General features: G+C 64.5%; 10 protein-coding genes. 3 read left to right on the top strand and 7 right to left on the bottom strand.

Annotated elements, in window-relative coordinates; genetic code table 11:
* The first annotated feature begins 120 nt into the window (after positions 1-120).
* Both groL and IVA88_RS02615 read left to right on the top strand, forming a co-directional pair.
* Positions 121-1,752, top strand: a complete 1,632-nt coding sequence (groL, locus tag IVA88_RS02620; RefSeq protein WP_247495745.1) for a chaperonin GroEL — start codon at positions 121-123, stop codon at positions 1,750-1,752.
* Between the two features lie 200 nt (positions 1,753-1,952).
* Positions 1,953-3,164, top strand: coding sequence for a hypothetical protein (locus IVA88_RS02615; protein ID WP_247495744.1), 1,212 nt, complete (start codon positions 1,953-1,955; stop codon positions 3,162-3,164).
* Positions 3,165-3,291: 127 nt separating this feature from the next.
* Here IVA88_RS02615 and IVA88_RS02610 read toward each other — a convergent pair whose 3' ends face one another.
* Positions 3,292-3,690, bottom strand: coding sequence for an META domain-containing protein (locus IVA88_RS02610; RefSeq protein WP_247495743.1), 399 nt, complete (start codon positions 3,688-3,690; stop codon positions 3,292-3,294).
* 138 nt (positions 3,691-3,828) lie between these two features.
* Positions 3,829-5,493 carry an L-lactate permease gene (locus IVA88_RS02605; RefSeq protein ID WP_247495742.1) on the bottom strand — a complete coding sequence of 555 codons (1,665 nt, stop codon included), beginning with the start codon at positions 5,491-5,493 and terminating at the stop codon, positions 3,829-3,831.
* A gap of 313 nt (positions 5,494-5,806) precedes the next feature.
* Between IVA88_RS02605 and IVA88_RS02600 the strand changes: the two genes are divergently transcribed.
* On the top strand, positions 5,807-7,567 hold the full coding sequence (locus IVA88_RS02600; RefSeq protein WP_247495741.1) for an ABC transporter ATP-binding protein/permease: 1,761 nt from the start codon (positions 5,807-5,809) through the stop codon (positions 7,565-7,567).
* Positions 7,568-7,825: 258 nt separating this feature from the next.
* Here the strand turns inward: IVA88_RS02600 and IVA88_RS02595 are convergent, their stop codons facing one another.
* The 5 genes from IVA88_RS02595 to IVA88_RS02575 form a co-directional block, all read right to left on the bottom strand.
* A complete protein-coding gene (locus IVA88_RS02595) occupies positions 7,826-8,830 on the bottom strand; it encodes a TorF family putative porin (RefSeq protein WP_247495740.1) in 1,005 nt (334 codons plus the stop codon).
* Positions 8,831-9,229: 399 nt separating this feature from the next.
* The gene (locus IVA88_RS02590) at positions 9,230-9,580 is read right to left on the bottom strand and encodes a histone (protein ID WP_247495739.1); all 351 of its coding nucleotides are present in this window, start codon (positions 9,578-9,580) and stop codon (positions 9,230-9,232) included.
* A gap of 85 nt (positions 9,581-9,665) precedes the next feature.
* On the bottom strand, positions 9,666-10,988 hold the full coding sequence (gene glcF, locus IVA88_RS02585) for a glycolate oxidase subunit GlcF (RefSeq protein ID WP_247495738.1): 1,323 nt from the start codon (positions 10,986-10,988) through the stop codon (positions 9,666-9,668).
* The gene (locus IVA88_RS02580; RefSeq protein ID WP_247495737.1) at positions 10,985-12,223 is read right to left on the bottom strand and encodes an FAD-binding protein; all 1,239 of its coding nucleotides are present in this window, start codon (positions 12,221-12,223) and stop codon (positions 10,985-10,987) included. The genes glcF and IVA88_RS02580 overlap by 4 nt, the downstream gene beginning before the upstream one ends.
* Positions 12,224-12,285: 62 nt before the next feature.
* Positions 12,286-13,779 (bottom strand): FAD-linked oxidase C-terminal domain-containing protein, encoded by a 1,494-nt coding sequence (locus tag IVA88_RS02575; protein ID WP_247495736.1) that lies wholly within the window; start codon positions 13,777-13,779, stop codon positions 12,286-12,288.
* Between the last annotated feature and the right edge of the window lie 68 nt (positions 13,780-13,847).

Below are 13,847 nucleotides of genomic sequence, written 5' to 3'. Positions count from 1 at the left end.
TGCATGCCCGGGTCACGCGATCCGGGCATGCATCATTCCGCCGAGTTCGATCGCGGACCCCGGAATGACGCGACCCAATAAGCAAGACACATCACGAAAAAAGAAGAGGAATTGCAGACCATGGCTGCCAAAGACGTCAAGTTTTCCGGAGACGCGCGTGAACGCATGCTGCGCGGCGTCGATATTCTCGCCAACGCCGTCAAGGTGACGCTCGGCCCGAAAGGCCGCAACGTCCTCATCGAGAAGTCGTTCGGCGCGCCCCGCATCACCAAGGACGGCGTCACCGTCGCCAAGGAGATCGAGCTCGAGGACAAGTTCGAGAACATGGGCGCCCAGATGGTCCGTGAGGTCGCCTCCAAGACCAACGACCTCGCCGGCGACGGCACCACCACCGCGACCGTGCTGGCCCAGTCCATCGTGCGCGAAGGCGCCAAGTCGGTTGCCGCCGGCATGAACCCGATGGACCTCAAGCGCGGCATCGACATCGCGGTTGCCGCCGTCGTCAAGGACATCGAGAAGCGCGCCAAGCCGGTCGCCGCCTCCTCCGAGGTCGCCCAGGTCGGCACCATCTCGGCCAACGGCGATGCCGCCATCGGCAAGATGATCGCCCAGGCGATGCAGAAGGTCGGCAACGAGGGCGTCATCACCGTCGAGGAGAACAAGTCGCTCGACACCGAAGTGGACATCGTCGAGGGCATGAAGTTCGACCGCGGCTATCTCAGCCCCTACTTCGTCACCAACCCCGAGAAGATGACCGCCGAACTCGAGGACGCCTACATCCTCCTGCACGAGAAGAAGCTGTCCGGCCTGCAGGCCATGCTGCCGGTGCTGGAAGCCGTGGTGCAGTCGGGCAAGCCGCTCGTCATTATCGCCGAGGACGTCGAGGGCGAGGCGCTGGCCACCCTGGTCGTCAACCGCCTCCGTGGCGGCCTGAAGGTCGCCGCCGTCAAGGCGCCGGGCTTCGGCGACCGCCGCAAGGCCATGCTCGAGGACCTCGCGATCCTCACCGGCGGCCAGCTGATCTCCGAAGACCTCGGCATGAAGCTCGAGAACGTCACGGTGAAGATGCTGGGACGCGCCGGCAAGGTGGTGATCGACAAGGAGAACACCACGATCGTCAAGGGCGCCGGCAAGAAGCCGGAGATCGAGGCCCGCGTCGGCCAGATCAAGGCCCAGATCGAGGAGACCACCTCGGACTACGACCGTGAGAAGCTCCAGGAGCGCCTCGCCAAGCTCGCAGGCGGCGTCGCGGTGATCCGCGTCGGCGGCGCCACCGAGATCGAGGTCAAGGAGAAGAAGGACCGCGTCGAGGATGCGCTCAACGCCACCCGCGCCGCGGTGCAGGAAGGCATCGTCCCCGGCGGCGGCGTCGCGCTGCTCCGCGCCAAGAAGGCGGTCGGCCGTCTCACCAACGCCAATGCCGACGTCCAGGCCGGCATCAACATCGTGTTGAAGGCGCTGGAAGCCCCCATCCGCCAGATCTCCGAGAACGCGGGCGTGGAAGGCTCGATCGTCGTCGGCCGGATCCTGGAGAACAAGTCCGAGACCTTCGGCTTCGACGCCCAGACCGAGGAATATGTCGACATGGTCGAGAAGGGCATCATCGACCCCGCCAAGGTGGTCCGCACGGCACTCCAGGACGCCGCCTCGATTGCCGGCCTGCTGGTGACCACCGAGGCCATGGTCGCCGAGTCGCCGAAGAAGGAAGCGCCCGCGACGTCGGGCGGCGGTGGCGGCATGGGCGGCTTCTAAGGCCGATCCGCGCCTGGCAGTGTTGCGAAGGCCGCCTCCGGGCGGCCTTCTTTTTTGCCGATCATGGCCCCTGCTTTCCAATTCAACCGGCGGCCAAAACCCACTACGGTGACGCCCGATTCGAATTATTGGGCATGATCTTATCGGAAAACCGCTTCACACTTTTCCGGATCATGCCCTATTGCCTGGGGATTTCGCCGATGCGCGCGCTTCTGGTTTGCCCGACGGTTTTGTTGGCGGCTCTGCTTGCAGTTTCGCCTGAGGTCGCATCCGCCCAGATGAAGCTGTCGCCGAAGGCCACGGCGCCCGGCGGCGCTGAGACGCGCTATTTCACCTCGATCGACGGGCTGATGGACGGCAATGCCGACGTGATCCTGAAGGAGACACGTCAGGGCAAGACCGTCACCGCAGCCGTGCTCGACGTCTGTTATCCGGTCGCGAAGAATTCCGATCGCAAGGACCGCTTCGTCGTCAATCTCCAGGTCGCGGGCCAGAACCTGACGGGCACGACGCAGAGCCTCGGCGCCAAGGCACCCGTCACCGTCAAGCTGCTGCGCAAACAGGCCGGAGACACGTTCGAATTCCGCGGCCAGATCAGCATTGGCCAAGCCGTGACCGAGGTCACCTCGCCCGACAATTCCGATCTCAGCGAGAAGGAATTTTTGGACAACCAGACCTCCGACGACGGCATCACGCCGCAGCCGAAGGATTTCACCGACGTCTCGCCGGAAGCGATCGCGGTCAAGGTCAAGCTCGATGCCGCGACCGAGTTCCTGAAGAGCCTGAAGGGCCAGGACGTCGAGGTCACGCTGGCGAGCCTCAATGTCGGCTGCGACGCGCTGCGCGCGGGCGAGCAGACCATCAACATGTCGGTCGATCCGGAGCGCGCCGGCGCCCTGCTGGCGAAGTTCAAGGCGACGCCCGGCGTCACCGCCGGGGGCTGGACCGCGGGCATGACCGAGATGGACCGCACCATCCGCATTCCCGCCGCAGACTGGCGCGACGGCGACAAGATCAACCGCGACAAGCTCGCATCAGCCGTGGCGGGCGTGCTGAGCAGGACGCTGGCGGCAAGGCCGGTCTCGCAAAGCTTCAACCCGGCGACCGGCAAGCTCAAGCTGGTGTTCAAGCGACCGAACCAGGATTTCCCGGCGCTCGAGCTCACCGACACAATCGAGGTGGCGGGTCTCGTCTCGCCCGACAAACCCGGCACCACCGACAAGCTCATGCTTTGGGTCGGCAGTCCCACGACCACGACCTCTGATGAGAGCAGCGGCGCCAAGCTCAATCTCTCGGATGACGCCTCGGCCGACGAGGAAGGCGATCAGCCCGACGACAACGGCTCGATCGAGGCGCTCGCCAAAGAGCTCAAAGGCCAGCGCTGGGACGCCGACAAGTCGCTGTGGAAGTAACGTAGCCACCTGATCTTGGTCATCGCCCGGCCTTGACCGGGCGATCCAGTACTCCGAGACGCCTGTGGTTAAGTCGATAGGCCGCGGCGTACTGGATTCCCCGCCTTCGCGGAGAATGACAGCAAAGCTAATTCCCGTTGACGCGAAAGCGCAGCGGCTTGGGGCCGACGAGCGTCAGCACGTCGCCCTGACGCTTCCAGGTCTCGACGCTGCCGAGCGCCGCGACGAGATCGTCGTCGGCCTGGGCCCTGGCCGGCGGGCAGGAGCGATCCTGGAGCGGGCCGGGGACGAAGATCACAGTGTTGCCGGCGACCGAGAACTGGCCCTTGCCGCCCTTACACCAGAGCTCCAGCACGACCTCGCCATTGTCGCCGATCTCGATGTTCGGAATCCGCTTCGAGCCCGGATGCGGCAGCGCCTCGAGCGTCATCTCGGTGCCGAACGGAAAACCGTCCTCTGCACGCGCAAGCGTGGATATTGCGAGCATTGCAACCGCCGCACACACTATCTGCCTGAATGAAACCATGAGACCTCTCGACCGACCTGATTTGCGGCACCTTCTATAAGACGGCGGCGCCGTTGAGAAGGTTCGCCCATGCGCGACGCAAAAAATCCCCGCGAGGACAAACCTCGCGGGGATTTGTGTTGAGACGGGCGTAACCTGCTACTTCAGGACCATCGCCGTGAACGGATAGACATAGGCCTGCAATGTCACGAGCACACCGACGAGGCAGGCCAGCACGATCGAGTGCCAGAACACGAAACGCAGGATGGTGCCCTCATGGCCGTACCAGTTGGTGGCCGTGGATGCGACCACGATCGATTGCGCGTCGATCATCTTGCCCATCACGCCGCCGGAGGAGTTCGCCGCGCCCATCAGGATCGGCGACAGGCCGAGCTGCTCGGAGGTGATCTTCTGCAGATTGCCGAACAGCACGTTGGAGGCGGTGTCCGATCCCGTCAGGGCCACGCCGAGCCAGCCGAGCAGCGTGCCGAAGAAGGGATAGAGCACGCCGGTCGCCGCGAAGGCGAGGCCGAGGGTCGCGTCGACGCCGGACAGCCGCGTCAGCGTGCCGATCGCGAGCATCGCCGAGATCGTGATCAGCGAGATCGCGCACAGCCGGATGGTGCGGCCGTACTGCATCGCAAGCTTGCCGGGCCCGACGCCCATCAGGAAGCCGGAGATGATCGCCGCAATCAGCATGCCTGTGCCGGTGAACGAGAGATAGGTGAAGCCGAACACCGCGTTCTCTTTCGTCGGCCCTGGTGCGACCGGCGGCATCTTGTTGATCATCTGATGCAGCTCGGGAACGGGGTAATTCCAGGTGAAGATCGAGTTTGCCCAGGTCTTGAATCCGCCATTGCCCCAGATCAGCATCACGATGCAGACGATGATCCACGGCAGCAGCGCGCTGAACAGCTCGCTCTGCGTCAGCGGCGTCTTGTCCAGCGGTTTTGCCGCCGCCATGGTGGCTGCCGATTCATCGCGGCCGCGCAGCGCCGGGGAGAGCCAGAGCTGCCTGGGCTGCCAGACCTTCAGGAACAGGATCAGAGCGCCCATCGAAATCAGCGACGCGCCGATATCGACGATCCAGGGATTGACGTAATTCGAGATCACGAATTGCGGGATCGCGAATGACAAGCCGGTGACCAGGATCGCCGGCCAGACGTCCTTCATGCCCTTCCAGCCCGCGAACGCCCACACCACCCAGAACGGCACGATGAGCGAGAAGAACGGCAATTGCCGTCCGACCATCGCGCCCAAAATGTAGGGGTCGAGACCGGTGACCGAGGCAAGGCCCTGGATCGGCGTGCCCAGCGCGCCATAGGCGACCGGCGCGGTGTTGGCGATCAGCGACAGGCCGGACGCTGCAAGCGGCGAGAAGCCGAGCCCGATCAGGACGGCGCCTGTGATCGCGACCGGCGTGCCGAAGCCCGAGGCGCCCTCGAAGAATGCGCCGAACGAGAACGCGATCAGCAGCAATTGCAGCCGCCGGTCCTCGGTGACGCCGCCGACCGCGCGCTTGAGCAATTCGAAGCGTCCGGTGGTCACTGTCACCTGGTAGAGGAAGATGACGTTGAGAACGATCCAGCCGATCGGGAAGAAGCCGGTGACGATGCCGAGCACCGAGGCGCGGATCGACATGTTCGCCGGCATCGTGAAGACGAAGATCGTGATCAAATTGGCCACGATCACGGCGATGACGGCGGCAATATGAGCCTGGACGCGACCGCTCGCGATCAGGACCAGCAGTGTGACGACAGGTATTGCCGCCGCGATCGTCGACAGCACGGGGCTGTGCAACGGGTCATAAACTTGATTCCACATGATCTTCCTCCCCCACGCATGTGTGCCGCAGGCGGCCCGCGTGGACAGCCGATCCTGCTTGACGCTGAAGCGATAACCCCCGAGTTGGACGCGAATTCCTCGCGAATGCAGCGGTTCCCGTCCGCTCACAAGCTCGCGAAATCCCGAAGGCCCCCACCCTGCGCCGTTAAGCCCCATGCTAGGGTTGCAAGCTGCGACAAGCCAACGCAAATTGCAGAACTTGCGACTTTAGTCTAAGCGCGCCCCTTTCCGCCGTCGCCCCAGGTCTTTGGCGCCGGGCAGTTGTGCACATCCCCGCAGGAGACTCCACTCTGTGAAGAACATCAGCGCCACCCTCGCGATCGTCTGGCGAATCGCCATCCCCTATTTCCGGTCCGAGGACAAATGGGCCGGCCGCGGCCTCTTGGCCGCGGTGATCGCGATGGAGCTGGCGCTGGTCGCCATCGACGTGCTGGTAAACCAGTGGCAGAACCGGTTCTACAGTGCGCTCCAGAATAGCGACTGGGACGCCTTCGTCACGCAGATCTGGATCTTCGTCGGCCTCGCTTTCACTTTTATCGCCCTGGCCGTCTACAAGCTCTACCTGAACCAATGGCTTCAGATCCGCTGGCGGAAGTGGCTGACCAAGCACTATCTCGGCGAATGGCTCGAGGGCTCGACGCATTACCGCATGCAGCTCAAGGGCGATGCGGCCGACAACCCCGACCAGCGCATCACGGAGGACGTCAAAAACTTCGTCGAGCAGACACTGACGATCGGGCTCGGCCTGCTCTCGTCGATCGTGACGCTGTTCTCCTTCGTCATCATCCTCTGGGGGCTCTCCAACGCTGCACCGCTGCACCTGTTCGGCAGCGATCTCATGATTCCCGGCTACCTGTGCTGGGGCGCGTTGATCTACGCGATCTTCGGCACGGCTCTGACGCACTGGATCGGCGCCCCGCTGGTCAACCTCAATTTCGAGCAGCAGCGCTATGAGGCCGACTTCCGCTTCAACCTCGTCCGCGTCCGCGAGAATTCCGAGCAGATCGCGCTTCTCAAGGGCGAAGGCGCCGAGCGCGGCCGCCTGCTGGATCGCTTCGGCTTCGTGATCGGCAACTGGTACGCCATCATGAGCCGAACCAAGCGCCTCACCGCGTTCACGGCGAGCTATCAGCAGGCCGCCGTGATCTTCCCCTATGTGCTGGTGGCGCCGGCCTTCTTCGCCAAGAAGATCCAGCTCGGCGACATGATGCAGACCGCATCCGCCTTTTCCAGCGTGCAGGGCGCGCTCTCGTTCTTCGTCACGGCCTACCGGTCGCTTGCGGAGTGGCGCTCGATCGTCGCGCGCCTCGACGGCTTCGAGATGTCGGTCGATACGGCGGCAAACCTGCCGGCGCATGAGTCGGCTATCACCCTCAAGACTGCTGGCGGCGGCAGTGTCGGCCTCGACCAGCTCTGCGTGAACCTTCCTAACGGCACGCCCCTGGTCGCTGCCGACGCCTTCGCTGTCCACACTCCGGAGCGCGTACTGGTGACCGGGCCGTCCGGCTCCGGGAAGTCGACCCTGTTCCGGGCCATCGCCGGCATTTGGCCGTTCGGCACCGGCAGCATCTTCATTCCCGCGAAGGCGAAGCTGATGATGCTGCCGCAGCGTCCCTATTTCCCGGTCGGCGCGCTGGGTGAGGCCGTGATCTATCCCGCAGCACCCGGCGCGTTCCAGGCAACCCAGATCAGGGACGCGGTGATCGCGGTCGGGCTGCCCGACCTCGCCGAGAGGCTCGGCGAGGACGGCCACTGGAATCGCATGCTGTCGCTCGGCGAGCAGCAGCGCCTGGGGCTCGCCCGCGCGCTCTTGCACGCGCCCGACTACCTGTTCCTGGACGAAGCCACCGCCTCCCTCGACGAACCGTCCGAAGCCCTGCTGTACCGCCTGCTGACGGAGAAGCTACCGCAGGCAGCCATCATCTCGATCGGCCACCGGTCGACGCTCGACGCCTTCCATACCCGCAAGGTGACGATGGCGAAGGACGGTGCGATCCACGTTCTCGGCAAGGACGGCGCGCCGGTCGAGAAGGAGCCGATCGCCGCGCGCTGAGGCGCAACGGCGACGGCCCGCGGGCTATCGCTTTCAAGGGACCGATGGGCGGCTTCCATGCTGCCCATCCTTGGAGACGCCCGCCTCTGGTGGGCTCAGAATGAAGTCTCGCCTCGCGGCGAAAACCTGACACTCGTGGTGAGGAGCGCCGCCTTGCGCCGCCTCTCGAACCATGAAGTCCACGCTCTTTCGCACCCCCCAAAGCAAAAGGGCGGCAGGTCGCCCTGCCGCCCTCATCAAATCGCTTCGGGAAGAAGCTTACTTCAGGTTGCTCATCGCGGTCAGGTCGAACGACAGCTTGGCAATGCCGGCCGCGCCGCACCAGTTAGAGCCAGCGCCGCCCGGGTTGATCGCGGTGACGTTGGTGGTGCCGGTGGCGTTGAAGGCGCTGGTGAAGGCGTTGCAATCACCCTTGTTCAGATCGGTGTCGGAGTAACGCAGGTCCAGCGTAAACACCTTGTAGGTGAAGCCGATGCCGATGTTCCAGGTGTTGTAGTCCTTGTAGGGGATACCGTTGGCGAAAACGGTGCCGACACCGGTACCGTAGAAGGCGTCCGAGGTACCGAACCACTGCCGACCGAATTCACCCGACACGTACATGCCCATGCCGGAGGCACCGAAGGCCGTGCTGGGCGCCGTGTACTTGGCGGTCAACGAAGCGTAGTTGCCCCAAGCACCCGAGTTCAGGAAGTTCGGCGAGTAATACTCGGTCGCGCCGACCGTAAAGCTGTCGTTGATGGTGTAGTTCACCTTGCCGTAGACTTCGACGAAGCTGACGTCCTTCTTCATGACGTTGCCGTCGGCGAGGAAGATCGTGGTCGTGCTGACGCCGCAGACGTTGCCGCCGGGAATGCCGCCGGTGAGCACGTTGTCGGCGCAGCTGCCGCCCGGATACAGGTAGCCCCAGATACCGATGTCGAAGGCGAAGGCGCCGAAGGTCGGGCGGATACCGCCGTAGATATCGACTTCAGCAGCGGCGCGATTGGCGAACGAGATGCTCTCCGCGGACACGCCGACATAGAGCTGCAGGTCCTTGTTGACGTTGTAGCGCGGTTCGAAGTAGGCCGCGACCGACGGCTTGTGGTTCGACTGGGTGACACCGCGGAAGATGTAGTCGCTCATGATCGCGCCGCCGAAAGCGATATCCCAGGGGTCGAAGGCGACTACCGGCGGAGCCTTCAGTGCCTTCACACGCATGTCTGCCGCGAAAGCCGAGCCCGTCACCATTGCCAGCGCCGTTGCCAACAAAGCCACTTTTTTCATTTCGATCCCCATCACCAGTTCTAAGACCCCAGCCGGATCCCGGAAGCCCCCGGAACGCACGACCTGATTGCAAATTTCGTAACTGCGGCAATTTGGATGGGGTGACGCAAACCGTGAAGCAAAAAACGCGGGCATCTGCCGACTTTTTGGGCGTTCTGGCAATTCCACGAAAGGTTGTCAGGCTGTGTGTCTTCTCGAACACATTATCTGCATTCAAAAGTGCACAGAGAGGCCCGGGTTAGTACGGGCGACGGTACTGTGCTGTCCGCGCCACGAATCAGGCTGCCCCTGACATGACGCGCTCCGCGAGTGGCCGCGCCGATGCAAAAAGGCCGCAGCGTCACGACTGCGGCCTTCCTGTTGTCGATCATGGTCGTCGGATTGGATCCAGCCTTCGGGCTAACCTTGTCCTTCGGCCGGCGTCGCTTCCGCAGAAGACGAAGGCATCGCCCAGCTTGTCTCGGCGGCGGGCTCGGGAGCCGGCGTTGACGGCTTCGGCGCGGGAGCTGCCTTCGCCTTCTTCGGCGCCGCTTTCTTCGCAGCCTTCTTGGCTGCCTTCTTTGGAGCAGCCTGCTTGGCGGCCTTCTTGGCCGACTTCTTGGCGGCCTTCTTCGGCGCGGCTTTCTTCGTAGCTTTCTTGACAGACTTCTTCGCGGATTTCTTGGCTGCCTTCTTTGCGGTCTTCTTCGCCGCTACCGCCTTCTTGGCCTTTTTGGCCTTCTTGCTTTTCTTCTTCTTCGCTTTCGCCATCGTGGTCCTCCTGTTGCCGACGAACAATGGTGGATCGGGCCTCTTCAGCCGTCACCTCCGGACGAAAGCTCGGGCCTTTGAAAGCTCAAACTTGCGCGTTCAATGCCGGCCGCGACCCGCCCGTAGCCCAATCGAGAAGCTCAATCGTGTGTACGACCGGAACTGACGTGCCACTGGCAATCTGCACCATGCAGCCGATATTGCCCGCGGCAATCATGTCCGGCTTGACGCTTGCGATGTTGGCGACCTTGCGATCGCGCAACCGACCCGCAAGCTCGGGCTGGAGAATGTTGTAGGTCCCCGCCGAACCGCAACACAAATGGCTCTCCGGCACATCTTTCACCACGAATCCATGATTGGAAAGCAATTCTTTCGGAAGGCCCGTGATTTTCTGCCCGTGCTGCAGCGAACATGCAGAGTGATAGGCGACGACGATGTTGTCCTGTCGCGCGGTGGCCGCGAGTCCAAGGCCGGCGACGTATTCAGTGATGTCCTTGGCGAGCGCGGAGATCTTCGCCGCATCGGCGGCAAACGTAGCGTCCTCTCGCAGAAGATAGCCGTAGTCCTTGATCACGGTGCCGCAGCCGGACGCCGTCACCAGGATGGCGTCGAGCCCCTCGCTAGCCGCTTCCGCGCGCCATGCCGCGACATTGGCGCGGGCCCGCGCCAATGCGTCCTGGTCGTTGCCGAGATGATGGGTCAGCGCGCCGCAGCACTGTTCGTCCCTGACCAGGACGACCTCGATGCCGTGGCGCGTGAGGAGACTGATGGCGGCCTGGTTGATGCGCGGCGCCAGCACCTGCTGGGCGCAGCCCTGGAGCAGCGCGACCCGGCCGCGCTTCTTGCCGAGTGCTGCGAACACGCTGCCAGCGGCGGGGCCCGGTGGCGGCAGCCGGTCCGGCGCCAGCGCAAGCATCGCCTTGAGGCGCTGGATCAGGCCGGGCGTCGCCGACGGCCGGGGCGTCGGCAGCAACACGGCCAGCGGGCGGGCCAGCCGCGCCAGCCACATGCTGGCGCGGAAACGCCGCGGGTCCGGCAGGACGAAGGCCAGTACCCGGCGCAGCAGCCGCTCGGTCAGCGGCCGCTCGTAACGCTGCTCGATCCTGACCCGGGCCTGATCGACCAGATGCATGTAATTCACCCCGGACGGGCAAGTCGTCATGCAGGCAAGGCACGACAGGCAGCGATCGACATGCTTGACCACTTCGGCCGTCGGTGCCTGGTCCTTCTCCAGCATCTCCTTGATCAGATAGATGCGGCCGCGCGGGCTATCGAGCTCGTCGCCGAGCAGCACATAGGTCGGACAGGTTGCGGTGCAGAAGCCGCAATGGACGCAGGCGCGCAGGATCTTGTCCGCTTCCGCGATGTCGGAATCGGCGAGCTGCGCGAGTGAGAATTCGGTCTTCATGCCGCATCTCCCCGCGTCAGCCTGCCCCGGTTGAGGATGGTCTTCGGATCGAAACCGGCGCGGACCCGCTCGCTCAAGGCGGCAATGCCGGGAGCTTGCGGCTGGAATACATCGACTGTCCGCCTGACGTCCTCGGCCGCCCGGATCAGCGTGGCGTGCCCGCCAACGGCATTCGCGCGCTGACGCACGGAAGGCGCATGCGCGTCGGACTTCGGTGGCAACGCCGCCCAGATCAGTCCGCCGCCCCAATCGTAAATCACGTCGCCGCCGGTCTCGCGCGCCAGCAGCGTCCCGAGCGCCGCGCCCGACGCCGGCGGGCAGACGATCCGCCAGACCGGCCAGGCCCCCAGCGCGCCGTCAGCCGCGAACGGCAGGACGTCGCGGATCGTAGCCCACAGCGCCGCGGACGCGCTGTCTTCGACCAGCGTCGCGGTTCCGAACGGAGCCAGCAATTCGCGCAGCGAGCCGGCGCGGTGGGCGGCGGAGGCGGTAATGCCTTCGAGCCGCAGCACGGTCAGCGCCTCGCCCTGGCTCGCGATATCGCCGAGACCTTCGGTCTTGGTTCGGAACGCCGAGTTCGGCAGGTGGGCGGCACCGGAGACGTCGAAGGGCGAGCCGAGCGCCGCGGTCATCGCCTTGTTGGCGGCGGCATCGTCGAGCCCGCGCAGCAGCAGCGTCCGTTCGGCTTCGGGCTTCGGCATCACCTTCAGCGTGACCTCGGTCATGACCGACAGCGTGCCCCAGGAACCGGCGAGAAGCTTGCAGAGGTCGTAGCCGGTGACGTTCTTCACCACCTTGCCGCCGGTCTTGAAGCTGTCGCCGAAACCGGAGACGGCATGCGCGCCAAGCAGATGGTCACGCGCCCCGCCCGCCCTGATCCGGCGCGGACCGGCGAGCCCGGCCGCGATCATGCCGCCGATGGTGCCGAGCGCAGGCGTGCCGAGCAGCAGCGCGGTGTTCATCGGCTCGAAGGCGAATTGCTGGTTCTTGGCATCGATCAGCGACAGCACGTCGGCCAGCGGCGCACCGGCCTGGAGCGTGACAATGAGTTCGTTGGGCTCGTAGGCGGTGATGGCATTCAGAGCGGAAACGTCGAGCACGGCATTGGTGGCCATCGCATGGCCGATGCCGCGCTTGGAGCCATGACCGATGATCTCGAGCGGCTGCTCATTGGCAATCGCCGCGCGCACCACCTCTTCGACGTCTTTGGCGTCTCGTACCTTGAGCGTATCCACGACTGAGCCGGTAGCGAAGTTTGCAGCGGAAATCAAATTTGGCGTGTTGCGGCGAGGCGAGGCTAGAACCGCGGAATGTCAGGAAACGCGAGCTTGCCCGCATGCACGTGCATGCGGCCGAGCTCGGCGCAGCGGTGCAGGGTCGGAAACACTTTTCCGGGGTTGAGCAGGCCCTGCGCGTCGAAGGCGCATTTCAGGCGCTGCTGCTGGTTGAGGTCGATCTCGGAAAACATCTCCGGCATCAGATCGCGTTTCTCGATGCCGACGCCGTGCTCGCCGGTGAGCACGCCGCCGAACTCGACGCAGGCGCGCAGGATGTCGGCGCCGAAGGCTTCGGCGCGCTCGATCTCGCCGGGCTTGTTGGCGTCGTAGAGGATCAGCGGATGCAGATTGCCGTCGCCGGCATGGAACACGTTGGCGCAACCGAGCTGGTACTTTTCCGATAGCTCGCGGATGCGCGCCAGCGCCTTCGGCAGCGCGCCGCGCGGGATGGTGCCGTCCATGCAGAGATAGTCGGGCGAGATGCGGCCGACGGCGGGGAACGCGGCTTTCCGGCCGGCCCAGAACAGATTGCGCTCGGCCTCCGAGGTCGAGATCTGGCAGGTCGTCGAGCCGCAAGCGTTCGCTATCGTTTCGACTCGCGTGATCAGCTCGTCGACCTCGATCTTGGGACCGTCGAGCTCGATGATGAGGAGCGCCTCGACGTCGAGCGGATAGCCGGCATGGACGAAGGCCTCCGCGGCATGGATCGCAGGCTTGTCCATCATCTCCATGCCGCCGGGAATGATGCCGGCGCCGATGATGCGCGCCACGCATTCGCCGGCCGCCTCGACTTGCGCGAATCCGACCATCAGCGCGCGTGCCGTCTCCGGCTTTTGCAGGATGCGCACCGTGATCTCGGTGATGACGCCGAGCAGGCCTTCGGAGCCGGTGATGACGCCCATCAGGTCGTAGCCGGGGTTCTCCGCCGATTTGCCGCCGATGCGCAAAATCTCGCCGCTCATCAGCACGATCTCGCAGCCGAGCACGTTGTTGGTGGTCATGCCGTATTTCAGGCAATGCACGCCGCCGGAGTTCTCCGCGACATTGCCGCCGATCGAGCAGGCGATCTGCGAGGACGGATCGGGCGCGTAGTAGAACCCGGCATGGGCGACGGCCTGGCTGATCGCGAGGTTGGTGACGCCGGGCTCGGTGACGACGGCGCGGTTGTCGAAATCGATCTCGCGGATGCGCTTGAACTTGCCGAGACCCAGGAGCACGCCGTCTTCCAGCGGCAGCGCGCCGCCGGACAGCGAGGTGCCGGACCCACGCGGCACCACCTTGATGCCCCGCCCTGCACAATATTTCAGGACGAGCGAAACCTGCTCGGTCGTGTCGGGCAGCACCACGACCATCGGCGGCTGCCGATAGGCCGTCAATCCGTCGGATTCATAGGCCCTCATCTCGGCGGCGCTGTCGATCACGCCTTCGCCGGGTACGATCGCGCGCAATGCAGCCACGATCTCGGCGCGGCGCGCGAGCACGGCCTGGTCGCTCGCAGGCATCATGATGGCCATAACATTTCCTTCATGGCATATCCTTCCGGCTGACGCCGCACGATCGATTTTGTCGCGGTAAATCAACC

The organism is Bradyrhizobium sp. 149 (assembly GCF_023073915.1).
Classification (GTDB): Bacteria; Pseudomonadota; Alphaproteobacteria; order Rhizobiales; family Xanthobacteraceae; genus Bradyrhizobium.
The sequence above is the reverse complement of the archived record's forward strand: the minus strand, read 5'-3'. Positions and strand labels throughout refer to the sequence as shown.

Coding starts and splice junctions, on each gene's coding strand:
- groL (WP_247495745.1), top strand. CDS start 121: ATGGCTGCCAAAGACGTCAAGTTTTCCGGAGACGCGCGTGAACGCATG.
- IVA88_RS02615 (WP_247495744.1), top strand. CDS start 1,953: ATGCGCGCGCTTCTGGTTTGCCCGACGGTTTTGTTGGCGGCTCTGCTT.
- IVA88_RS02610 (WP_247495743.1), bottom strand. CDS start 3,690: ATGGTTTCATTCAGGCAGATAGTGTGTGCGGCGGTTGCAATGCTCGCA.
- IVA88_RS02605 (WP_247495742.1), bottom strand. CDS start 5,493: ATGTGGAATCAAGTTTATGACCCGTTGCACAGCCCCGTGCTGTCGACG.
- IVA88_RS02595 (WP_247495740.1), bottom strand. CDS start 8,830: ATGAAAAAAGTGGCTTTGTTGGCAACGGCGCTGGCAATGGTGACGGGC.
- IVA88_RS02590 (WP_247495739.1), bottom strand. CDS start 9,580: ATGGCGAAAGCGAAGAAGAAGAAAAGCAAGAAGGCCAAAAAGGCCAAG.
- glcF (WP_247495738.1), bottom strand. CDS start 10,988: ATGAAGACCGAATTCTCACTCGCGCAGCTCGCCGATTCCGACATCGCG.
- IVA88_RS02575 (WP_247495736.1), bottom strand. CDS start 13,779: ATGGCCATCATGATGCCTGCGAGCGACCAGGCCGTGCTCGCGCGCCGC.